Origin of the sequence: Nostoc sp. (genome assembly GCF_036917975.1) — a bacterium.
Taxonomy (GTDB): domain Bacteria; phylum Cyanobacteriota; class Cyanobacteriia; order Cyanobacteriales; family Nostocaceae; genus Nostoc.
Window position 1 is genome coordinate 21,705 of the sequence record NZ_JBALEJ010000013.1, and the last position, 22,643, is coordinate 44,347.

Consider the following 22,643-nt stretch of genomic DNA (forward strand, 5'->3'; position numbering starts at 1 on the left):
GTAACAAATAGTACCCCTTTCTCGGCGGTTTGGCGACAGTAATAAACATAAGCATTCGTTCTCTATAATTGCTTCTATTAAACTCCGAACTTGTGGTGAAAACCAGAGTAAGTCAAACTGATCTTCTTAGACAATAACCTTCTTACCCAAGTATGCCTCGTGAAGGATGCTAATGTGTTAATATCCCTATACGAAAAAAAGTCAGAAAATATACTTGAATGTTCGAGATTTATGTGACAATTACCAATTGACTTCAGCCAAAATTAGGCAATAAATAGAGTTAGTTTGACAAAAAAGCCGTGTTTACAGGATTAATCCAGGCATTAGGAACGATGGAACCCTTAGGGGGCGATTCTTGGCAAATTACTTGTGTGAGCCAGTCGGGTGAAGTAATTATGCAAGATTTGGCTTATGGTGACAGTGTTGCTGTCGATGGTGTCTGCTTGACAGTAGAAAAAGTTTTAAAGAACGGGTTTATCGCCACGGCTTCACCAGAAACGCTACGCCGCACGACGTTGGGAGGTGAGCAAACACAACAGAGATATGTCAACTTAGAAGCATCGCTCAGGGTAGGCAGCAAAGTTGGCGGTCATTTCGTGATGGGTCATGTAGACGGCATCGGTCGATTGCTAGTGGCAGAACAAACGGCTAGTTCTTGGGAAATGACCTTTATTGCATCCGAGGCGATCGCACGGTACATTGTCCCCAAAGGTAGCATTACCGTCAATGGCATCAGCCTCACAGTTGCCGCTTATGAGCCAGAACTCTCTCAATTCAAGGTGGCGGTAATTCCCCTCACATACAGCGAGACAAATCTCCGTTATTTGCTTCCTGGGAGTTTGGTAAATCTAGAAGGAGATATTCTTGGCAAATACGTCGAAAAATTCCTTTACTCTGGCAACCCACACACCACTGCCCATGATGAAAATAGTATGGATGGCATTACATCCGCATTCTTAGCAGAACACGGGTATCTCTGACATTTTGGATTTTGGATTTTGGATTTTAGATTAATTTAAAATTTAAAATCTAAAATCCAAAATTTCCAATCTAGCTACCTGGTTGCTGACTAACCTGAGCGGTTTGTAAGCCTCGCACTAACTGGCTGAGGGCGCTTTGTAATTGTACGCCTGGGTCAACAGCAACCCAACCATCTTGTGTTAGGTGACGGACTTCAAAGTGCAGGTGAGGCCCTGTGGATAACCCGGTGCTGCCAACTAGCCCGATGACAGTTCCAGGCTGTACCCATTGACCAGGTTTCACAAGGATTTCTGACATGTGGCCGTAGAGAGTTTGTTCAGCGGATTTGTGATTTAGGATAACGGTTAAACCATAACCACCCATCCAGTCAGCAGTTTCTACTTGACCAGCCGCCGCCGCCAAAACTGGTGTTCCTGTGGGCGCACCCAAGTCTGTACCAGCGTGGAAGCGTTGGGTTCCTGTAATGGGATGAATTCGCCAACCAAACAAGGAAGTAATGGGAGCGGGAATAGACAAGGGATACATCATTCCCGTACCACTATAGGCGACTCGTCCCATAGAGGGGATTTGTGGCAATACTGATGCCAGTGAAAAGTCGTAAGCTACGTTGCTGGGGCGGGGTGCAATATTACCATCTGCCATTGGTGGAGGTAAAGTACCACCACTCGGCGTAATGGGAGTTGCACTAACTGTTGTGGGGCTGAACTCGCCAGGATTCGGGATAAACCGATTTGGGCGAAATGCGCTCTTGGTGTCACCAGTAGAACCACTTTCAGTAGGACGCCACCTGCTAGTGTTACCAGTACTTGCAATTTGCCGCACGGGTGAAACTACTGGTAATTGGGCGTTTTCACTTCTTCTGAGCCAAGTAGGTGCTGCTTTACCATTAGAATCAGCTACACTCCTTTCGGGTGCTTTGGCGCAAACGCCGCCTAATACGCTTTGCCCTGAAGGCAAAATGGCTCGACAACCACTAGAGCGTTCTGTGAGAATTACGGAGTTTGGTGCTTGATAAGTACCTGTAGCACCACTGTCATAACTATTAGGATCAATATAGGCGTTATTATAATCCTTGGTTTTCCCCGCAGTTGCACTGACAGAGCTGTTCGAGTTATTTGATGGTTGAGCAACTTCTGGGAGTTTGTCAGGTAAAGAGCGGGTGGGGCTTACCCTTGCAGGAGTCACCTGGGAGGCTTCTACTTTGGGCTTTGACTGTCTGGTAATCACAACAGGTTGGGCAGCTTCGATTTTGGGTGTAGACTGCCTAACTGGATCTTTTGATTGAGCAACCTCTGGTTTGCCTAGTCTCTGTCTAAGTCTGGCTCGTCGTTGAGAAAATTCTGGTTGCCCTTGAGTGGCTTCCGGTACAACAGCCTGTTTTTTGACTGGATTTATAACTGCTGTTGGTTGAGAACTTTCAGCAGTGGGAACGATGTTGTCTATTTGTGTTTCCGTTTGGGCAAACACAAAGCCGCCGCTAAGGAGGCTAAGGCTACTCAGCCAACAAAGGCTTTGGGCTGGTAGTGTTGAGGCAAAACGTTTTTTTGTCAGACCTTGCTGCCATAAGTAATGCAAACTATCAGGGGCAGAATTTTTGCGTTGCGTCATTTGTTCTCTCAGTTGTGTGTAATTAGCCTAAAGAGATGATGCTAATGGTTTGTCTTGCCCAAAGAGCGAAATTTTGAACAAACCTCAAATTTAAACGGAAGATTTATGGTACCCCAAACTGATTGTACCGGGTTCAATATAAATTTCCGGTGTAATTAGTTCCTTTGTATCATGTGTTTCTAAATCAACTCGTAAATTTCCTTGAGATGTCACTCCAACTACTGTACCTGAAAGATTATTGACGTACACCCGATCGCCCATGTTTGTAAGCAAATCTAGATAGCGAGACAAGAGTACCTTTACTCCTTCTTGTTCCAGGCACTCCATACCGGATTCTATTCCCAGCAAGACTTTAGAGGTTAACATTTCCAGACAAGAGATTGGTCTGAAATTTTGGGATGCTTGCCACGATTCCAGATTGATTCCAGTTTCGGGTACTGGGTTTGTCCAGTTAATACCAACACCAATTACTGCTTGGGTGATTTGTCCTTTGTTGACTTTGGTTTCTGTCAAAATGCCGCCGAGTTTGCGACCATTTAGCACTAAATCGTTGGGCCATTTTATCCCAACATCTATGCCGAGTTGGCGCAATTGAGACGCAATTCCCCAAGCAGTGGCGAAAGTTAGCTGATAGCTGTCAGTAGCTTCTATTTTGTGGTCGAAACAAATCGCCACGGAAACATATAATCCGCCAATCGGAGAAATCCACTGACGGCCCCATTGTCCGCGCCCAGCAGATTGCACAGTTGCGATTACTGCTGTTCCTGAAATAGCCCCTTGGTTGAGTAAGTCCCAGAGGGTTTGGTTGGTTGAGGAGACGCTTTCAAAAAAGTGAAGGGAAAATGGTAAATATGTATGCTTACGCCCTGCTTCTTGCAAGGCTGCTTCCAAGTTTTGCAGATTAAATCCCACAGCAGTTAACCCAAATTCCGTTGTTCAAGTTAGCATTGATTTGTTTAGGTTTGGTTCAAGATGCACACTTGGCACTGGCACAATTGGGAAGGACTGCCCTATCTAACTTGTAGTCTTTTGGAACGTTGGCATCACGGCTTTTTTACCCAGCAGTTCTGGCCGCGATCGCCACAAGTTATCACAGAAGTATTGCAACCAGAGGCATCAGTCTATCGCTTAAAGCAGGTTCATGGCAATACTGTTCTCACCCCTCAAGAGGTTGAAAGCTTTTTAAGCTCTGCTGAGGAGGATTTAGCATCGGCAGATGGTTTAATGAGTGAGCAGCCTCTACAAGCTGTTTGGGTCGCTAGCGCAGATTGTACACCCGTGTTGATTGGGGATGTGCAAACTGGACGGGTGGCAGCATTACACGCGGGTTGGCGGGGAACTGCGAAGAAGATTGTGCCCCAAGCGATCGCTCGATTACAATCTCAAGGTAGTAAACTCGATGATTTACGCATTGCGATGGGGCCAGCGATCGCTGGTGAGGTTTACCAAGTCTCCATTGAAGTAGCTGCCGAAATTGGGGCTAGTATTATATCACATAATAGCGAAGAAAAAATTCTCACTGCATTATATGAGCTACCAAATTCACCTTTACTAGAAGACCCCGCTCCCGGAAAGGTAAGGCTGGATGTGCGGCGAGTGAATACCTTACAACTGGAAAATTTGGGGATTAGTGCAGAACAAATTGCGATCGCACCTTATTGTACTTTCCAAACACCAGAGCATTTCTTTTCTTATCGCCGGGAGAAAGAAAAAAAAGTTCAGTGGTCAGGGATTGTTAGTGGCAAAACGAGTCAGTAGCATTCAAATGTGTTTTGGCTGATAGAGCGATCGCTTTATCAGCTTGGATTCAATATATGAATTTGCCATGTTGCGGAACAAAAATACGACCGCTTAATGGATTAACGCTTCATCTCCAAACAGATTTTTAATTCAGATAAATCTGACATCGTGAATCTCAACTTCAATCAAATCGTTATCTTTAAGGTTATATAGCTCTCGAAGTTTCACATCGCAAGCTATTTCAATAATTGTTCTCGGATGATCTCCATTTTCGGTATTATTTTTATCTGTTCTTAAGATAAAAGCATTTCTGCCAAATATCTTACAGGGAACAATGCTCACAGAAACAGTCCCTCCATATTCTTCCTTTTCCAGACGAATTACATTTGTTGGCAGATAGTAAGGTTGATCTAAATGAATATTTAAAGTTCCAGGGAAGAATTTCATTCCCGTTTTTCTCAAGTAATATTCCTGGAGTTTCTCAATCCAGTAAGAAAAGTTTCCAAAACCACTGACGACCTTGCCTTTTAAGATTTTCATATATCCTGATTTTTGTAAATAAGCTGATATTTATATTGTGGGGTGGGCATCCTGCCCGCCCAGTCCATAGGGCGGGCGAGACGCCCACCCCACAAGAGTTAATTGGATATTTTTTTATTTGGAATTCCCTTAGAGATTGTTTTAAAAGTCAAAGTATTATAATTTTTAATTCCGCCTTGCGGTACTAGTACAATACGGCGTAAATAAACCACCCATTTAAAATAGCCAGAATACTGACAGAATAAGCATTCTTTCTTTTTACTTTTGCCTTTTTACTTTTGCCTTCTTGTACTAGTGTCTTGCTTTTTGCTAGTAGCTATGTCAATATTAGTTGCAAACATCTGCAAGCCAATCGACTTATCGTAGATTATTAGTGCAATTTAGTATGAGCATTAAACGCCGTCACTTACTAGGAATGGGCATATCAACAGCAGCCGTGGCAGCCTGTGGAAAGATTGCCAATGCCCCATCAACAACACCTAGTGTGGCTCCTGTGGCGGCGACAAGCAAGCTACGTCTAGGCTTTCAGCCACCCTATGTTGCAGTGTTTGCGCTGCGGCAACAAAAATTCTTAGAGAAGGCATTTGCAGGACAATCAACCAGCTTTGAGTTCCGTCGCCTACTCTCGCTCAAGCCAGTTACCGAAGCATTATCTGCTGGAGCCTTAGATTTGGGTTTAGGGGGTACACCTGTAGCTGCGATCGCCGCAGGTCAGCCCATCCGTGTCATCGCCTTAGTTGAACGTAGCCCAAAGACCCACGGATTGCTAGTTTTACCTAACTCACCCATCAAGAAGGTAACTGATTTAAAGGGTAAGAAAATCGGCAACCCATCGGGAAAAAGCTACTTTTTTGCAGTACAAGTACTAGAACGGGCTGGACTAAAAGACACTGATGTGCAATGGGTTCAGATAGAAAACGATGCAGGTAGAGCCGCATTACTTTCAGGTGCGATCGATGTATGGGGAACTTGGGACCCTTTTTATGCCAGTGCTGAAGTTGCCAAAGAAGTAGTTCCATTAGTAGACGGCGGCAACTATGTGTTGAACTATGTCGCTCTGTTTGGGCGCACAGAGTACATAGAACAAAACCCAGAGACAATACAGAGGTTTCTTCAAGCCTATAAGCAAGCGCTAACCTGGGTTCAAGATAACCGTCAGGCGGCGGTGGATATCCTAGTTAAAGAAAATAAGCTTTCACCAGAGGCCGCGGCTTTAACTTTGGGTCGTCGTAACTTACTGTTTGAGCCGCCTAATCAGGAATACCGCCAAGAACTTGTCACACAATCCCAACTGCTGGCTCGTCTGGGACTGATCAAACAACAGCCAAACTGGGATAAAGCAATTGATACAGCGATCGCTAAAGCAGTCGCCTCTTGAGTAGCTTCGTTAGCGAATCGTGCAGAATTGAAAATGGGGCATGGGGAAGAAGTTACCAATGCCCAATGCCCTGTTTTGCCCAAGGGACGGGGCAACTATCCCTCTCCACTTAACTCTTGGGAAAAGAGTTTCCCGTCGCTTTCAATGAACACTTGCAAAGTTTTTTCAAAACATTGTTGACAAGAGTGCGATGATTAATTGAAAAAGTCAATATAGCTTGGTCGCCGGATTCAAATGCAACAAGCCTCTAACTCAAATAGTAATGAACGCCCAAAACATCGACATTGGTTTTGGTATATTTTTGGGACGCTAGTTGGTTTATTCGGCTTATATGGACTGGTGAGTTATGTCGTTTTACCAGCACTGTGGCGTCACTACGAACATAACCCCAAACTGGAACATTCTCCGAAAACGACGCAAACGGCAGAAGGGATCTCTGGAGATCCTTTGAATATTGGATTTGTCGGTACAACAGCTGAAGTGGTGCAGGCGCTACTGGCAGCAGGCTGGTATCCAGCAGACCCGATCACCTTACGCTCAAGTGTTGGAATTGCTAAAAGTGTTCTCCTCAAGCATTCTTACCCAACTGCGCCTGTAAGTAATTTATATCTATGGGGACGCAAACAGGATTTAGCTTTTGAACTACCTATAGGAAACACAGCTAAACAGCGACATCACGTTCGCTTGTGGCAATCAAACAACCTGAATACTGATAGTAGACCCTTATGGTTAGGTTCAGCAACATTTGACCAAAGCGTGGAACTTAGCCACCGCACAGGACAGATTACTCACCATATTGATGCAGACATTGATCAAGAAAGAGATAACGTAATTAAAAGTATTGAAAAGACACACCAGATTGCCCAATTATATCAAGTCACAGGTATAGGGGCCACATGGGTTGGTCGTAACGGAGGAGGTGACGGATATTATACAGATGGCGAACTAACTATTTGTGTACTTTCAATGAATAATATTGCTCAAACAAAACCATCAACTTATTCACCATCACCAGAGCCTGTTCAGTTCAAAAATCAACTGTGGTCATGGCTGCGACACTATTTGAAATAGCTCGACTCAAGAAAACAGGATAAGACTTACAAAATCTTAAACTGATTTCTCAAGAAAGATAATTTAAATTTCTAGACCTCTGTGAGGGTAAATAAAATAAAATTTTAGCTAGGGAGTGAAATATCTGAACAAATGAAAATTGATTTGACTATTAGGAGTGCGATTTGATTTCTGAAAAAATCTAAGTATCTGTAGGGTGTGTTATGGCGTAGCCTAACGCACCTAAATCGTTAACTGGTGCGTTAGCCTTTGGCGTAACGCACCCTACGTATATTTCAGAAATCAAATATGAGTCCTATATATGGGCACAAACAAGAGAAAAAAACGAGACTTGTGGTAATCAGGGTTACAGCTACTCTTAAAAATAAAAATTCTGCGCCATCTCAGGCATTAAAATTGTAAAATTAAAACAGAAAAATAAGTGATAGTAATGGCGAATCCCAGAGATACAGACAATGGATGGTCGCAGTTAACTCGTGGTGCGCCATTGGCAGTAATGGTAGCGGCAGTACTATACATTTTATATCAACTTTTACCAGTATTAGAACTTTTAGTTGTTGCAGCATTGATTGCTTTAATTTTGCGAACCCTATTAAGGTTTTTGCAAAAGTTAGTCAAATCACAGGATGTTGCTGTTTTGCTACTAATTGGATTAATCATCGGATTTGTTGTAGTATTAGCTACTGTAGTCCTACCTAGTGTGACATTTGAATCTCAAAAATTAATTAGAACATTACCAACTTATCTCAATAGATTGACAGGAGATGTTGAGCAACTGCGTCAGAGATTCAGTTTTATTCCTGACATCTCTCAAGCACTAATACAATTACGGAATTTGACCCACCAGTTACTAGGGGGAGTACCAGTTTTCTTAGGTGAAGCTTTAAGTTTAACCGTTGAGTTGGTAGCGACGTTAATTTTAGCGCTTTACATGGCTTACGATCCTAATTCCTTAGTGAAAGGGATTTTAAGATTAGTCCCAAGGCGACATCATCAACGATCTAAAAGAATCCTTAAGGCTTGTGAGACAAGATTGCGAGGCTGGATTTTTGGGACAGGAATAGCGATGATATTTCTCGGTGCTGGAGCAACGTTTGGACTTTTGATTTTGGGGATTCCGTCAGCTCTACCATTTGGGATTATTGCAGGTTTATTTGAAATAATTCCTTATTTTGGTTCGATTATTGGTGCTTTTTTACCAGCATTAGTAGGATTGAGTATTTCACCGCTAAAATTAGTATTTGTGTTGATACTTTTCTTTATAATGAATCAAATAGATGCCCATGTTGTTCAGCCTTTAGTGATGGGTCAGCAAGTTAATATCCATCCAGTGATGGTGATTGTGACATTTTTGGTAATGGGTAAGCTATTTGGATTTATTGGTGTGCTACTTGCAGTGCCTGCGGCAGCAGTGATAATTACGCTGATTGATGAGTTTACTCCGTCAGAAAAGCTGATAGAGTCAGTCGGAGTTGAAACTGGAATAGATGTTCAATCGAACGATTAAATAAGGGACTTCCAAATGAAACCAATTCGCAATTCGCAATTGAATCAAGACAGACACAACGGGAAGAGGGGTTTCAACAACCCTTGGGATACAAGGACTGTTTCTCTGACGAGACGCTAGCGCGAACGCGCCACTTGCAGGCGTTAGCGCGTAGCGGGACGTTCGCGGTAGCGTCTCGTAGAGAAGTAGGGTTTTAAACCTTCACTTTTTTCATGAAAAGTAAAAGCGTTGAAAACCTTGCGATTGCTTCACTCCACTTCGTTACATACCCTGCGGGAAGGCTTACGCCAACGCAATGACATAGTTATAAATTTTCTCACCCACCTACTTATAGCAGCCCGATAAGTTTACCTTGATTTAACATCGGCGTACACAACACACTCTTAGGTTGTTGCTGCATGAAAATTGTTCCTGTTGAGATGGTTCAGCCGGTTGGGTAATTAACAATCCGTAAAAACTCCATAAAAATATTTTTGGCGATATTTAGTTATCTTCAGATGACTTTCGCTATTATACGGGAATTTCAATTCCCGGCGGACAAGCGGTTTCACTGCCGTGCCCCTACACCTTGCGGTATAATGTTGTACCTCATCTGAATGGTAACCGCTATAAGACTATCTTTAATTAATCCTTTAGCACTGCTACCAACTTTTCAATATGCACTGCTTCATGAGTTGCCATTAAAGATATTCTGATCCGACTTGTGGGCACTGTGGGAGGACGAATTGCTGGGGCAAAAATGCCAGCATCTCTTAGCTGTTTTCCAAGTTCGAGGGCATCTGTGGCACTAGGCAATTGAAAACATAATATTGGTGATTCTGAAGGCAGTAATTTTAGATTGGGTAACTGTTGTTGCAGCAAACTTTTCAAGTAATGTACGTTTTCCCACAATTTGTCCCGGCGTTGCGGTTCTTGTTGCACTATCTTGATGGCTGCTAAGGCTGCCGCCGTATCAGCAGGTGAAAGCCCAGTGGTGTAAATCCAAGTGGGTGCACGGTTCCGCAAAAAGTCGATTAGGGCGCTACTTGCTGCCACATATCCGCCTAAACTACCCAAAGCTTTACTTAAGGTACCAACTTGAATTAATGGCTTTCCCGTACACCCAAAATGTTCCACACACCCAGCGCCAGTTTTTCCTAGTACGCCAGTGGCATGAGCTTCATCGACTAGTAGCATACAGTTAAATTCATCAGCAAGATCCAACAGTGCAGGCAATGGACATAAATCGCCATCCATGCTAAAGACGCTATCAGTAAGAATCAAACAGCGTCGGTAATTTTGTCGCTGTTGACTCAACTGAGTTTTTAGGACTTCTATATCACAGTGCGGGTATTCTACAAATGCTGCACCACTGAGAATCGCTCCATTTTTCAGACTGGAATGATTGTACTGGTCAGAGAAAATTAAATCACGCTTGCCCACCAAAGCAGTAATTGCACCTAAATTGGCTAGATACCCGGAACTAAATACCAAGGAATCTTCTGTTTGTTTGGTAGATGCGATCGCCTCCTCTAACTCCCTGTGTAATTCTCGATGCCCACTGAGTAATCTAGAACCAGTACTACCAGTGCCAAATTGGGCGATCGCAGCCGTCGCCGCTGCCATCAACCGCTCATCCCCAGCCAATCCCAAATAGTCATTGCTGGCAAAATTAATTACCTCTTGCCCAGCTAAAACCACCGTTGCACCCGGACGACCATCGATAGATTGTACTGAACGATACCAGTTTGCCCGATGAATTGTTGCTAAGGACTGTTCTAGCCAGGCATAAGGGTCGCGTCGCTTCGCTCCGAATTCAAAATTCAAAATGACGCTCTCTACGAGACGCTAAAAGCGTAGCTTGCTTCCCTGAAAGGGTACGCAGACTCGCTAACGCTGCGCTAACAAAATTAAAAATTAATGATCCCCATAAATAATAAATAAATTTAGGGGCTTGTATTATGAGTTGTTTTTGGTCAGTGGGCATAAGGGGGGCAGGGGAGGCAAGGGAAGAATAAGAAATAACTAATAGACAAATGACCAATGACCAATGACCAATGACCATTAAACTTGTTCGCTACTGAGATGAGCGATCGCTTGTTTAATCCAGTCTTCAACATAGGCATCTTTGGGTAGTCCGATGTCTTCGCTGACTACATGCAGGGCGTGACTGACCTCATGGGCAGTATATCCCAAGGCGAAGAGGGTCATTTGTACCTCTTCGAGAATTCCGGGTGCTGGCCCGCCTGTGGCGACGAAGAACCCGGCTGATTTGCGCCACTCGACCAATTTGCTTTTCAGTTCCAAACAGATGCGTTCAGCGATTTTTTTGCCCACACCTGGAGCCTGAATGAGGATTTGTGTGTTGCCAGCGATAATTGCTTGGACTAAATCTGGTAGTTCCAGAGTATCCAGGAGGGCGATCGCTAAGGCTGCACCAATACCCGTGACAGTCAGCAAGTGGCGAAATAAATCGCGTTCGGATGGTGAAGCAAAGCCATAGAGAAAGGGCACTTCTTCCCGAATTTGCAAATGGGTAAAAATTTGCGCCACTCCTCCTGACTCTGGTAACTGGTTTGCTAGCCGTTGGGGAACTTGCAAATCATACCCTAAGCCATTCACTTCCAGAGTCAGAATCACGCGATTAGCGCCAATTGTTTGGATACCAGCGACTATACCTTTTAGATAACTAATCATTACAAGAGACCAAAATAATGTAAGCCTTCGATAATTCCACCTGCACAAAAACTTTTTGCCAGGTAGCGGTAGTCTGCGGGATACTCATTGTGCCATTGGAGTAACTCTTTGCGGGCATTCCCCACAATGATTCCCCGTTCATTGCCTACAGCAAATAAAGCAATATCATTACCTGAATCACCACAGACAACTGTTTGTTCTGCTGCAAATTTCCACTTCTGGCGTAAAAATTGCATTGCTTGACCTTTATCGCTGGTGCGGGGTACAATGTCAAGGTCTATATCGCTACTGTAGATTAACTTTACATTTAATTTATATTTCTGCAACTCCGCTTCAAGTTGTGGTAGAACATTTGCAGATGCTTTTTGTTTTAAAAAGAAGCTGACTTTAAAAGGACGCTGTTCTGAATCTGGTTGCCGTACTAAGTCATGGTATTTGTCTGTAACAGATAATATTGCTTCGCGTTCCCATCCCGGAGATAAGATTTCTGCCCAATCTGAGTCTTGTGTGTCAGTACCATTGAGGTAAATTTCAGTACCCACAGAAAGTACGAGGGCATCTGGTTGCAAAAGATTTTTTTGAGCTTGGAGTTCTTTGTAAAGTAGAGGCGATCGCCCCGTAGAATAAACTATTTTAGTCCCGTATTCTTGGCGATGTTGACTCAGCAGTTGATTCAGTTCTGGTAAAGCGCTATCATCACCGACGGTGCGATATACGAGGGTGTCATCTAAATCAGTTACAAACAGAAATGCTTTTTTCATGATTAGACCTCTTGCAAAATTTCGTTATTCTAACGTGTGAAGAGAATTTTGCGAGAAGCTTGCTTGTTGAAAACAAAATATGCCAGAGATTCAATTCGGGGTTAAGGGTAGTTGCAATGATTGTCAGCAAAGGGTTATAAGCAATGGCACGCTTGTAAAGACCAAAGGCTTATGTAGCCTCGTTCCCAGCCTCCAGGCTGGGAATGAATTCCGAGTGCTACGTCTCTTTCGCTTAATGCACTACGATACAATCAATTAAACCACCTATCTCTACTGCCTGCGATCGTGGTCAACACGTCTCCACAACATCCAACTCCAACTGATTCTACCTCCGACATTCCGCCTCTTGAGAGTGGCGATCGCCTCATTCGTCCAGAGTTTGAGCGTCGCTATAATGCCATGCCCAACCTCAAGAAAGCTGAATTAATTGAAGGAGTCGTTTACGTGGGATCACCTTTGCGCTTTGAACCACACGCCGAACCGCATGGTAATTTAATGATTTGGCTGGGAAATTATAAAGTAGCCACCCCTGGTGTCAGACTAGGCGATAATCCAACTGTACGGCTAGATTTAGACAATGAACCCCAACCTGATGCCATTTTGTTAATTGATGCAGCGTGTGGCGGATCATCTCATCTGGGTACTGATGGTTACGTCGAAGGTGCGCCAGAATTAGTAGCAGAAGTTGCCGCCAGCAGTGCTAGCAAAGATTTGTATGATAAAAAACGTGCCTATCGTCGCAATGGCATTCAGGAATATATTGTTTGGCAGGTTTTTGAGCGGACTGTTAGTTGGTTCAGCTTGCAAAATGGTGAATACGTAGCACTGATACCAAATGCGTCAGGTATAATTCAAAGTCAAGTCTTTCCGGGATTGTGGCTTGATGTATCAGCATTAGTTGCGGGAAATATGCAACAAGTTTTAGCAGTGTTGCAGAAAGGGCTAAGTTCAGCAGAACATCAGACGTTTATTCAGCAGATAAGTATTTAAAAAGAGTTAAACCGAATCATTTTGAGGAATGGTATTATTTAGTTGAGTCTGCGCCAGTGCCACCACAGCTTGAACTAACTCTTCTGGATCGAGAGGCTTGGTAACGTGTCGTTGATAACCACTGGTTATAGCTCGTTCGTAATCATCAATTCTGGCATAAGCAGTCAAAGCGATCGCGGGAATCTCTCCCCCTTTTTCGGGCGTTAAGGTGCGGATTTGTTGAATCAGGGAATAGCCATCGACTCCGGCCATTCCGATATCACTGACTAAAACATCGGGTTGAAAAGACTCCAGGTTTGCTAAAACTTCTGCCGCAGAAGTAACAGTTAGGACTGTAGCTCCGTATTCAGTAAGCAATACTGTTAGTAGTTCACGAGCATCGGGATCATCATCAACTGTGAGGACTCGAATCCCCGTAAGTTCAAGTGCTGGTTGTGGCAATTCATCTGGCTGCTTGATTTCCGGTTCAATATTCAGCAGTGGTAACTGGACTGTAAAGGTGGCTCCCAAGCCTTCACCAGGGCTATCAGCTGCGATCGTGCCGCCGTGCGCCTCAACCAACTGCCGGACGATCGCTAACCCCAATCCTAACCCCCCATACTTGCGGGTAATTGAGACATCTTCCTGACGGAATGATTCAAAAATATATGGGAGAAAGTCTGAGTTAATCCCTTTACCAGTGTCACTGACGGTAATTTGTGCTTGATCGTTGACTCGCTCTAGTCGGGTTTCTACGCGTCCTCCCTTGGGGGTAAACTTGATCGCGTTAGAAAGTAAGTTCCAAACAATTTGTTGAAGGCGGTTGGAATCTCCACAGACTTGCCCAATATTTGGCAGTATGGAATGCAACACAATTGATTTGGAAAGGGCTGCTGTATTTACTGTATCGATCGCAGATTCAATCACAGATGCCAGATTCACAGGAGTAGCCTCGATGCTGAGTTTGCCGCGCAGAATCTTGGCGACATCGAGTAAGTCATCAATCAGTTGAGTTTGCAATTTGGCGTTGCGTTCAATGGTGGCTAAGGCTTCGGCTGTTTTGGCTTCACTAAATTTGCGGGTTTGCAGCAGTTTTGTCCAGCCGAGAATTGGGTTAAGAGGCGATCGCAATTCGTGGGAGAGAACCGCCAAAAATTCATCTTTGATGCGATTGGCGCGTTCGGCTTCGGCTCTGGCTGCTTGTTCTAGCTGCAATAGGCGATCGCGTTCGATTTCAGTTTGTTTGCGATCGGTAATGTCTCGTGAAATCAATAAGATTCGTTCCATCTGCCCGGAAGCATCCAAAATCGGGCTAACGACCACTTCCCACCATTTCGGAGTGCCTTTTACAGTTGGGCAGTAGCCGCTAAAAATGCTGACTTTGCCTGTTTTAGTGGCAGCGAGTGCCTCCTCTGCCTGTTGCCGAGAACTGCCTTCCCAGAAACAGAGCCATTGATTATTGAGATAGGAATTTAAATCATCAATTTCCATCAAACACAGTCCACCTGTATTCATGTACAGCAGCCGCCCATCAAGGCTTAATACCTTGATGCAATCAGAACTGCTGTCTAAAATGCGATTTTTAAATTCTTCACTCTGGCGCAAGGCTTCTTCAGTTTGTTGGCGAGTGGTGATATCTCGCCAGGTGGCAACAAATCCATCTCCAAATTTAGCCACGCGGATATCAAAGGCTTTAACTAAGCGTTGTTTTCCGTAATCATCCTCATAAACTAGGCTGTCTTTAATGAGTGGCTGCCCTGTTTCTACTACCTGGCAGTATTCATCAAACAATCCACTTTCACGATGCCCTGGTAGTAATTCACACAACCCCCGTCCAATCTGCTGCTCATAAGTCATTTGATTGTTGAAACAAGCCGCACTATTGACATATTCAGTCACAAAATCGACAATCTGTCCTTGCTCATTCCGTACAGCACGGTATACCCCAAAGCAGTCCAGCATATTTTCAACTGAGGTGCGGAAACGTTCTTCGCTCTTTCGCAGAGCAAGTTCTGCCTGTTTGCGATCGCTGATATCATGATGGATGCCTGAAAGACGGAGTGGATTGCCCTGTCGATCGCGCGAAACTACTTTTCCGTGGTTGGCAATCCATTTCCACTTCCCAGACTTGGTTAACATTCGATATTCAAATTTGTAAGATACTGAATCGCTCTGAAGATGGGCATTTAACCGTTCCATCACCCAAACTTTATCCTCAGGATGAATCAGTCGCTCCCAACCGCTAAAGTCCCCAGGTAAATCTCCTGGCTCATATTCCAGCATTTCTAGCCATCGGGAACTTAAATAATCTTCATTGGTAACAACGTTCCAATCCCAGAGACCGCCACCAGAACCTTCCAGTGCCATTTGCAGGCGTTCTTCACTGTCTCGCAGGGATTGCTCTGCCTGTTTACGATCGCTGATGTCTTCGGCAATACCTGCAAACCGATAAATCTCTCCGGTTTCATCTCGAAGGGGAAAGCAGCGATCGTGAACCCAGCGAATACTACCATCGGCTAAAATAATCCGGTATTCTTCATCAAATTTACCTGCAACAGCTTTTTCATCAAACGCTCTGTCTGTCGCTTCTCGATCTTCTGGGTGGATACGATCGACCCATGCTTGTTGTCCTTGATACAATTCCTGCGGGTTCAATCCCCACAGGCGTTTATATGCAGGACTAACATAGCTAACTCGATTTTCCAACACTTCTCTGATCCAGAACACCGCATCAATATTTTCTGCAAGCTGCCGAAAACGTTCCTCACTCTCGCGCAGAGTTTCGGCTGATCGTTTGCGTTCGGTGATATCGAGATCGATACCTGCCATCTGAATCGGTTGCCCGTGTTGGTCGTAGAATACCTTACCCTGACTCAGTGCCCACCGAATCGTACCATTAGGATATACCACTCGAAATTCAATGTCATAGTGTTCTCCGGTGGCGATGGCACGATTGACGGCTGCTAAAACGCGATCGCGATCGTCAGGGTGGACTCGCGCGGCAAACATCTCGAATGAGCCGTCAAATTCTCCTGGCTCCAGTCCAAATGAGGCTTCCAGGTTATCCGACCAGGAAATTTTTCCGGTTTCGATGTTCCAGTTCCACGTTCCCATTCGAGAAGCTGATAGTGCCAATCGCAGCCGTTCGTCACTCTGCCGTAATTCTGCTTCTGCCCTTTTGCGATCGATCAGTTCATTTTGCGCCTGCTGATAGAGTTCCGCCTGCCGAATTGCAATGCCAACTTGAATCCCCAGTTCTTTGAGCAAGTCGATCTCTAAGGGTTGCCACCTTCGAGGAATTGCACAGTTATGAGCAATTAGCAACCCCCAAAAGTGGTCATCGTAAATAATCGGCACGACCAGATTAGCTTTCACTTGAAACTGAGCCAACAATTCAACGTGGCAGGGATCGATACTGCTATCCTGAATATCAAATATCGCTGTTACGTAACCTTGACGATAGCGTTGGATATAATTCTCGACAAAGGCGGGATCGTAGCTGACAGTTTCCGACGGATTCCATGCAAGGTAGTTCTCAGCGAGGCAGGGATCATACATAGTAGACGAGAGCAGCGATCGCCACTCTGCCCCAACTGATTCTGCTATTACTGTGCCATTCCCGTCAGGTTTTAACTGAAAAACCAAGACGCGATCGGTGTGCAGAAAATCTCGCACTTCGGTTACGGTTGTCTGAAGAATTTCATCCAAATTCAGCGATTGGTGAATTTTCTGGGTAATATGTGAAACTACGCGCTCTCGTTCAATACGCTGTTGTAGTTGGGTGCGTAACCGCACGGTTTCAATTGCCCCATTGACTGCTATTTGCAGCCCTTCTGGGGTGATTTGCTCTTTGATAATATAATCTTGTGCGCCCGCTTTGATTGCCTTAACTGCGATCGCCTCATTGCCCTGCCCAGTGACGACAATCACAGGTAGGCAAGGCTGTTGGGTGGAGGGTTGCAATTGTGCCAGAAATTCCAGTCCGTCCATGTCGGGCAGTCGATAATCAAGCAACACAGCATCGGGCTGATGTTGCTGCCAAAGTTTTAGCCCTTGTTGTCCCAGCGTTGCTTCTAGGATAGTGTAAGAAGATTCGCGATCGCGCAGCAAATACTGCCGATATAGTTCTCGATCTTCTGGGGAATCATCGACAATTAGGAGAATGCGCTGTTGCTGAGACATTGTGAATTAATTAATCAGGTAGATGTTAACCCACATTCCGCAGGTTGGCATATAAAAAGGAGTCAGAATCAGAATTCAGAATTCAGAATTCTCTACCCATGTACCCTTACAGGGAAGCGTGGGATCTTGCAAAACCAGTAAAACCCCGTGAGGCTGGATCAAACTGGGAATGTGGATCAGTTCGCGATCGCAGTTTGTCAAATCAATTAATTCATCAGTCATTCTCTGTGTATCCAACTCTTCATTAGAACTCTGGCTTAAATAATTCGTAATTAAGTTTTGTGACGGGGATTTAGACGCGATAAATTGCCGTCTCTACAAGTGTTTTGTTGCTCATTCTGAACTGTATTGCTTTATATATGAGATTTTGAGTCCTCTATTTTGTACCTCACTTAAAAAGCAAACTCCTGTATTCACACTAGCCTAGACTCAAACTAGAGTCTCCGGCATCTACTCTTGGCTTAATGTTTCAATCAACAAATCTACCTGCTGTTGTCGCTGCTGCAAAAAACCTTCACACTGACGTAAATACTCCACAGCAGTTGCAAATTGGTCAAACACAGCTTCCAATTCCAACTCACCCGCCTCAATGCGAGTAATAATTCCCTCAATCTCAGCCACCTTCGCCTCATAATTCCAACCTTCCTCAGAACTAGAAGCACCCTTACGTTTAACCATTAACCTCTCTGCGTCCTCTGCGCCTCTGTGGTTCGTTTATTTCCATAACCTTCACTTTAACCCCACCCTGCCCCAACTGAATCACTAACTCTTCTCCCACTTCCAACTCCGCCGCCAAACGAGCGATCGCCCCATCTTTCCTTCGCACCACCGCATAACCACGCTGCAACACTGCTTTCGGGTCAAGACTAGCCAACTTCTGCCGCAATAATTCTAAATGCTGCGTTGCTTGCTGCGATCGCCCCGTCGTAATTTGCACCAAATGCTGACGCTTCCAAGCTAGCTTTTCCACCTCCTGCTGCACTTGCCGATCTAAGCGCAAACGTCGCAAACGATTCCGTAATACTTGCAGTTTATTCTCAGCATTTTCTTTAAAGTCATGCACCGCCTCATGTAAAGCCACAACTCGCTGCCGATGCTCAATATACAACTCTGAAAGTGCGGGTACAACCGTTTCCGCCGCCGCAGTTGGTGTATGCACACATACATCTGCAACTAAATCTGCCAAAGATTCATCTCGTTGATGGCCGATCCCAGTAATTACAGGAATAGAACAACAAGCAAGCGATCGCACCACTCGTTCATCATTAAAGCAAGCCAACTCTTCCACCGCGCCACCACCCCGCGATAAAATTAGCACTTCGGCGCGGCCATCTCTTTCCACGCGCTCAATTGCCTTAACGATAGATTCAGGTGCTTGCTCACCTTGTACGGTAGCGGGAGAAAACAAAACGTGTAAACCTGGATACCTTTGCTTGAGAGTTTTTTGAATATCACCCCAAGCAGCCGCCGTTGGGGAAGTGACGACAGCGATCGTTTGGGGGTGAGTTGGGAGCGATCGCTTTCTTTGCGCGTCGAACAACCCCTCAGCCAGCAAGCGATTTTTGAGTTGTTGATAGCGCAATGCCTGTAAACCAACACCAGCAGGTAGAGTCTGCCAAACTGATAACTGATACTCTCCCCGTTGCGGATACAGGCGAATACTACCCAAAATGATTATTTGCTCACCAGGAACAGGCATTTGGGCGAGTTTTGGCAATTGGCTATTCCATACTACACACTTAATTCCGGCGGTGCGATCGGGATCTTGCAGCGTGAAAAATAACCCACTGCGATGATGGTTAGCACTGGAGACTTCGCCAGTTACCCAAACTTGCCGTAATTGTTCATCTTGCTCTAACAGCAAGCGGATATAGTCAGTTAATCCAGATACCGAAAGCGCCGTATCGAGAATCAGAGAGTCGGGAAGGTCGAAAGTCATCAAAGATATACGAAAGCAAAAACCTAATCAAATCTTAGCAAATAACATTAATTGATAGCTATTTTGTTGAATAATCAAACTGAAAATATCCAAAAAATCTACTAGACTTAAATTAATCAGTAAACAGAGTTTAAAACCATAATGGAAAAAATAGAACTTGAACTAGACAGACTCACCTTTGAACGAGCAAAAACTCTGGCAATAGTAAATCAATCAACTTTATCAGAATTGATCAGTCACGTAATTGAACATTTAGCAGAAGTTCAGGAGAAAAACGATCCCTTAATGGGATTATATGCTGATGGTCCAGAAATTGTTGATGAAATTGTTGCTGAGGCGATGGAAAAAAGAGGATGTACTGGAACAGATGAATTAATTAGAAAAGTCTCTACTTGATACGGATATTCTTTCATAAATTATTAAACGAGTAAATCCTCGTATTATTGTCAAAGCCAATAGTTACTTAAATCAGTTTGATAAATATACAATTTCTGCAATTACAGTCATGGAAATTGTAGAAGGTTGGCAAAAATGTAAGCAAGAAAAACGTCTTCAGCAATTTTTAACTATCGTGAATTCACAGGAGATATTATCCTTTGATTTGGCAGAAGCAGTATTAGCAGGGAAAATCTACGCTGATTTAGAGACAACCGGAAAAAGAATTGGTTATCCTGATTGTATGATTGCTGCAATTGCCATCCGTCATAATCTAACTTTAGTTACGGGTAATTTATCTCATTATCAAAGAATTCAGGATTTAAATTATTTACTAAAGCTAGATAACTGGCATTTATAGCAACAATGGTGATATATGAAGTGCCCTCAAGCTTCGCCATTAGCTAAATGCTCTAATGCAGATGTAAAAGCCTCTGTACCAATCATTTTAGACTGACTCAGATCAACTTCAGATGCTTGACCAAAAACCATATCCTCTAATTCTTCCAGCCGATTAATTAATTTTTGGTAGCTCTCTGCTGAGATAATCACATGGCTAGGCCGTGATTGCTTAGTTAGTAGAACTGGCTCAGTAGTAGCCTTATCAAAAACCTCACCATGTTTGTTACGAGCATCTGTAAGAGTGTAGGTCTGCATAGCAATTTTGACTATTTTAGACATTTTGACTATATTTTAGCGAATAACTCTTCTCATCTCAATTCTGGCTTCACAGAACTTGTTGCTCGTTGATGTAAATAGATATAGTTAATTCAGCAATGAATATAACTTACCATAGAAGCTTTCTACAGCTTACCCCGACCCAATGAAGTCGCTGTAGATGATATGCTAATTGGCATGGCGATCGCTCCTAATTTAGCAACCTTCGCAAATGCTCACAAGTCCGGTTCTACTGACAGTGTTGTTTAGGTAATTTATTTTTTCTTTGAAAACCCTTGCTTACCCAGGCAAAAAAAGCTATCTCTGAATGCAAGTTGGTATGATTGTGCAAAACTACCCTAATCTGGTAGCGATCGAGTTACGATCTTGTCACACCCCTTTTTTGATTTGAGAAGTCCTATTCCAGAATTTTCTGGTTAAAATAGTATATCTGTTCTACTCAAACTCCAAAACCAACACTCCTTAAAACCATATATTAAGAGGCATTAGAGACAGGAATGGCTATCAACACCGATACTTCTGGCAAGCAAAAAGCACTGACTATGGTGCTTAACCAGATTGAACGCAGCTTTGGTAAAGGGGCAATCATGCGCCTGGGCGATGCTACCCGGATGCGGGTGGAAACAATTTCTAGTGGAGCGCTTACCCTAGATTTAGCATTGGGTGGTGGTTTACCCAAAGGTCGGGTAATAGAAATTTATGGGCCGGAAAGTTCCGGTAAAACTACAGTAGCGCTACATGCCCTCGCTGAAGTGCAAAGAAATGGCGGTATTGCTGCCTTCGTTGATGCTGAACACGCCCTTGATCCTACTTATGCTGCCGCATTGGGTGTAGATATTGACAATTTGCTGATTTCCCAACCTGACACTGGCGAATCAGCTTTGGAAATTGTCGATCAGCTAGTTCGCTCTGCTGCGGTTGATATTGTAGTCATTGACTCAGTAGCAGCGCTGGTTCCCCGTGCTGAAATTGAAGGCGATATGGGTGATGCTCACGTTGGTCTGCAAGCGCGGTTAATGAGCCAAGCTCTACGTAAAATTACTGGCAACATTGGTAAATCTGGTTGTACAGTAATTTTCATCAACCAGTTGCGGCAAAAAATCGGTGTTACTTATGGTAGCCCAGAAACTACTACTGGTGGTAATGCATTGAAATTTTATGCTTCGGTGCGTTTGGATATTCGTCGGATTCAAACCTTGAAAAAAGGTACAGACGAATATGGTAATCGCGTTAAGGTCAAAGTCGCCAAAAATAAAGTAGCGCCGCCTTTTAGAATAGCGGAATTTGACATTATTTTTGGTAAAGGTATTTCTACCTTGGGTTGTGTTGTTGACCTAGCAGAAGAAACTGGCATTATTATCCGCAAAGGAGCTTGGTATAGTTACAACGGCGATAATATCTCCCAAGGACGAGACAACGCCATTAAGTATCTAGAAGAAAAGCCTGAATTTGCTGAAGAAATTAAGAAACTGGTGCGTGAAAAGCTAGATAAAGGCGCTGTTGTTTCTGCTAACTCTGTAGCTAAAGCCAGTGAAGAAGATGAAGAGGAAGAAGTCGATTTAGAGCCAGAAGAATAAAAATGTGGATTCATTAATCTGCAATTGCTAATAGATGGTGCGTTACCAAGATAGATGACGCACCTTATTTTTTCTCAAAATCTCTATTTTAGTATGTTGAATGCAAGCCTAAATCTAGACAGTCAGGGTTCTCTAGTTGAGTACCAACCCCATAGCTGAAGCTAGGGGCTTGTTGTAGGATACTTCACCTGACCAGACTAACCGTTTGTGCGATTCGTTGATTAGTGAATCCCGGTATCCAGCCCGTACATAACTAATCCAATCTCAACCCAACGATGGGTAACAGATTGAACTCTCGGTCAGATGTAGGTGAAAGCCCTACCAATCAAACTCAGATTTGACTCCTTATCTGCCCACACTGACCAGACTCGGTTTCTGGAGGGTGAAGCTGGGGACAGGGTGCAAGCAGTCGTAAAACTCGGTATCGTCAACCCCGTTTTGATAACCGCAAACGCAAAGAAGAATGGTTAGCTCCATCATTGATGCACCGCGTTTTAACAATTGAGACTTGGGTAAAGCGATTATGCCGTTATGCACCAATTACTCAAATAGCGGTGAAAGTATGTGAAAAACTGCCAAAAAGTATAAAAACCAAATTTAC

The 22,643-nt window shown here is 44.0% G+C and carries 20 protein-coding genes and 1 pseudogene; 10 read left to right on the forward strand and 11 right to left on the reverse strand.

Features of this window, described 5'->3' with window-relative positions; genetic code table 11:
* Positions 1-299 precede the first annotated feature (299 nt).
* On the forward strand, positions 300-980 hold the full coding sequence (locus tag V7K76_RS04365) for a riboflavin synthase (protein ID WP_334777045.1): 681 nt from the start codon (positions 300-302) through the stop codon (positions 978-980).
* Positions 981-1,050: 70 nt separating this feature from the next.
* Here the strand turns inward: V7K76_RS04365 and V7K76_RS04370 are convergent, their stop codons facing one another.
* Positions 1,051-2,589 carry a M23 family metallopeptidase gene (locus tag V7K76_RS04370; RefSeq protein ID WP_334777046.1) on the reverse strand — a complete coding sequence of 513 codons (1,539 nt, stop codon included), beginning with the start codon at positions 2,587-2,589 and terminating at the stop codon, positions 1,051-1,053.
* 90 nt (positions 2,590-2,679) lie between these two features.
* A complete protein-coding gene (locus tag V7K76_RS04375; protein WP_334777047.1) occupies positions 2,680-3,501 on the reverse strand; it encodes a biotin--[acetyl-CoA-carboxylase] ligase in 822 nt (273 codons plus the stop codon).
* Positions 3,502-3,561: 60 nt separating this feature from the next.
* On the opposite strand from V7K76_RS04375, the gene pgeF reads away from it, so the two are divergent.
* A complete protein-coding gene (pgeF, locus tag V7K76_RS04380; RefSeq protein ID WP_334777048.1) occupies positions 3,562-4,347 on the forward strand; it encodes a peptidoglycan editing factor PgeF in 786 nt (261 codons plus the stop codon).
* Positions 4,348-4,479: 132 nt separating this feature from the next.
* Here the strand turns inward: pgeF and V7K76_RS04385 are convergent, their stop codons facing one another.
* A complete protein-coding gene (locus V7K76_RS04385) occupies positions 4,480-4,869 on the reverse strand; it encodes a DUF120 domain-containing protein (protein WP_334777049.1) in 390 nt (129 codons plus the stop codon).
* Positions 4,870-5,254: 385 nt separating this feature from the next.
* On the opposite strand from V7K76_RS04385, the gene V7K76_RS04390 reads away from it, so the two are divergent.
* The 3 genes from V7K76_RS04390 to V7K76_RS04400 all read left to right on the forward strand — a co-directional run bounded on the left by V7K76_RS04390 (position 5,255) and on the right by V7K76_RS04400 (position 8,825).
* Positions 5,255-6,247: an ABC transporter substrate-binding protein gene (locus V7K76_RS04390; protein WP_334777050.1), complete on the forward strand. Its 993-nt coding sequence runs from the start codon at positions 5,255-5,257 to the stop codon at positions 6,245-6,247.
* Between the two features lie 234 nt (positions 6,248-6,481).
* On the forward strand, positions 6,482-7,318 hold the full coding sequence (locus V7K76_RS04395) for an LssY C-terminal domain-containing protein (RefSeq protein WP_334777051.1): 837 nt from the start codon (positions 6,482-6,484) through the stop codon (positions 7,316-7,318).
* Between the two features lie 430 nt (positions 7,319-7,748).
* Positions 7,749-8,825: an AI-2E family transporter gene (locus V7K76_RS04400; RefSeq protein ID WP_334777052.1), complete on the forward strand. Its 1,077-nt coding sequence runs from the start codon at positions 7,749-7,751 to the stop codon at positions 8,823-8,825.
* Between the two features lie 624 nt (positions 8,826-9,449).
* Here the strand turns inward: V7K76_RS04400 and bioF are convergent.
* The 3 genes from bioF to V7K76_RS04415 form a co-directional block, all read right to left on the reverse strand.
* Positions 9,450-10,631 (reverse strand): 8-amino-7-oxononanoate synthase, encoded by a 1,182-nt coding sequence (gene bioF / locus V7K76_RS04405; protein ID WP_334777053.1) that lies wholly within the window; start codon positions 10,629-10,631, stop codon positions 9,450-9,452.
* Between the two features lie 237 nt (positions 10,632-10,868).
* Complete coding sequence (gene ruvA, locus V7K76_RS04410) at positions 10,869-11,501, reverse strand: Holliday junction branch migration protein RuvA (RefSeq protein ID WP_069069384.1); 633 nt, start codon at positions 11,499-11,501, stop codon at positions 10,869-10,871.
* A complete protein-coding gene (locus V7K76_RS04415; RefSeq protein WP_334777054.1) occupies positions 11,501-12,262 on the reverse strand; it encodes a sucrose-phosphate phosphatase in 762 nt (253 codons plus the stop codon). Before V7K76_RS04415 ends, ruvA begins: the two co-directional genes overlap by 1 nt.
* Before the next feature lie 285 nt (positions 12,263-12,547).
* On the opposite strand from V7K76_RS04415, the gene V7K76_RS04420 reads away from it, so the two are divergent.
* Positions 12,548-13,252, forward strand: coding sequence for a Uma2 family endonuclease (locus tag V7K76_RS04420; protein WP_334777055.1), 705 nt, complete (start codon positions 12,548-12,550; stop codon positions 13,250-13,252).
* 6 nt (positions 13,253-13,258) lie between these two features.
* Here the strand turns inward: V7K76_RS04420 and V7K76_RS04425 are convergent, their stop codons facing one another.
* The 4 genes from V7K76_RS04425 to xseA form a co-directional block, all read right to left on the reverse strand.
* Positions 13,259-17,413, reverse strand: a complete 4,155-nt coding sequence (locus V7K76_RS04425; RefSeq protein ID WP_334777056.1) for a PAS domain-containing protein — start codon at positions 17,411-17,413, stop codon at positions 13,259-13,261.
* Positions 17,414-17,488: 75 nt separating this feature from the next.
* A complete protein-coding gene (locus V7K76_RS04430) occupies positions 17,489-17,635 on the reverse strand; it encodes a hypothetical protein (protein ID WP_334777057.1) in 147 nt (48 codons plus the stop codon).
* 228 nt (positions 17,636-17,863) lie between these two features.
* On the reverse strand, positions 17,864-18,091 hold the full coding sequence (xseB, locus tag V7K76_RS04435) for an exodeoxyribonuclease VII small subunit (protein WP_099102361.1): 228 nt from the start codon (positions 18,089-18,091) through the stop codon (positions 17,864-17,866).
* A complete protein-coding gene (gene xseA, locus V7K76_RS04440; protein ID WP_334777058.1) occupies positions 18,084-19,352 on the reverse strand; it encodes an exodeoxyribonuclease VII large subunit in 1,269 nt (422 codons plus the stop codon). Before xseA ends, xseB begins: the two co-directional genes overlap by 8 nt.
* 141 nt (positions 19,353-19,493) lie before the next feature.
* On the opposite strand from xseA, the gene V7K76_RS04445 reads away from it, so the two are divergent.
* Together V7K76_RS04445 and V7K76_RS04450 are read left to right on the forward strand one after the other, a co-directional pair.
* Complete coding sequence (locus V7K76_RS04445) at positions 19,494-19,748, forward strand: hypothetical protein (protein ID WP_334777059.1); 255 nt, start codon at positions 19,494-19,496, stop codon at positions 19,746-19,748.
* A 46-nt stretch (positions 19,749-19,794) separates the two neighbouring features.
* On the forward strand, positions 19,795-20,148 hold the full coding sequence (locus tag V7K76_RS04450) for a PIN domain-containing protein (protein ID WP_334777114.1): 354 nt from the start codon (positions 19,795-19,797) through the stop codon (positions 20,146-20,148).
* A gap of 26 nt (positions 20,149-20,174) precedes the next feature.
* Here V7K76_RS04450 and V7K76_RS04455 read toward each other — a convergent pair whose 3' ends face one another.
* Positions 20,175-20,468, reverse strand: a complete 294-nt coding sequence (locus V7K76_RS04455) for a type II toxin-antitoxin system Phd/YefM family antitoxin (RefSeq protein ID WP_334777060.1) — start codon at positions 20,466-20,468, stop codon at positions 20,175-20,177.
* A gap of 494 nt (positions 20,469-20,962) precedes the next feature.
* On the opposite strand from V7K76_RS04455, the gene recA reads away from it, so the two are divergent.
* A complete protein-coding gene (gene recA / locus V7K76_RS04460; RefSeq protein WP_012409437.1) occupies positions 20,963-22,042 on the forward strand; it encodes a recombinase RecA in 1,080 nt (359 codons plus the stop codon).
* A 395-nt stretch (positions 22,043-22,437) separates the two neighbouring features.
* Positions 22,438-22,593 (forward strand): annotated as a pseudogene (locus V7K76_RS04465) (RRXRR domain-containing protein); the annotation flags it as partial.
* Between the last annotated feature and the right edge of the window lie 50 nt (positions 22,594-22,643).

Coding starts and splice junctions, on each gene's coding strand:
- V7K76_RS04370 (WP_334777046.1), bottom strand. CDS start 2,589: ATGACGCAACGCAAAAATTCTGCCCCTGATAGTTTGCATTACTTATGG.
- pgeF (WP_334777048.1), top strand. CDS start 3,562: ATGCACACTTGGCACTGGCACAATTGGGAAGGACTGCCCTATCTAACT.
- V7K76_RS04385 (WP_334777049.1), bottom strand. CDS start 4,869: ATGAAAATCTTAAAAGGCAAGGTCGTCAGTGGTTTTGGAAACTTTTCT.
- V7K76_RS04390 (WP_334777050.1), top strand. CDS start 5,255: ATGAGCATTAAACGCCGTCACTTACTAGGAATGGGCATATCAACAGCA.
- V7K76_RS04395 (WP_334777051.1), top strand. CDS start 6,482: ATGCAACAAGCCTCTAACTCAAATAGTAATGAACGCCCAAAACATCGA.
- V7K76_RS04400 (WP_334777052.1), top strand. CDS start 7,749: ATGGCGAATCCCAGAGATACAGACAATGGATGGTCGCAGTTAACTCGT.
- ruvA (WP_069069384.1), bottom strand. CDS start 11,501: ATGATTAGTTATCTAAAAGGTATAGTCGCTGGTATCCAAACAATTGGC.
- V7K76_RS04415 (WP_334777054.1), bottom strand. CDS start 12,262: ATGAAAAAAGCATTTCTGTTTGTAACTGATTTAGATGACACCCTCGTA.
- V7K76_RS04425 (WP_334777056.1), bottom strand. CDS start 17,413: ATGTCTCAGCAACAGCGCATTCTCCTAATTGTCGATGATTCCCCAGAA.
- V7K76_RS04430 (WP_334777057.1), bottom strand. CDS start 17,635: ATGACTGATGAATTAATTGATTTGACAAACTGCGATCGCGAACTGATC.
- xseB (WP_099102361.1), bottom strand. CDS start 18,091: ATGGTTAAACGTAAGGGTGCTTCTAGTTCTGAGGAAGGTTGGAATTAT.
- xseA (WP_334777058.1), bottom strand. CDS start 19,352: ATGACTTTCGACCTTCCCGACTCTCTGATTCTCGATACGGCGCTTTCG.
- V7K76_RS04445 (WP_334777059.1), top strand. CDS start 19,494: ATGGAAAAAATAGAACTTGAACTAGACAGACTCACCTTTGAACGAGCA.
- V7K76_RS04455 (WP_334777060.1), bottom strand. CDS start 20,468: ATGTCTAAAATAGTCAAAATTGCTATGCAGACCTACACTCTTACAGAT.
- recA (WP_012409437.1), top strand. CDS start 20,963: ATGGCTATCAACACCGATACTTCTGGCAAGCAAAAAGCACTGACTATG.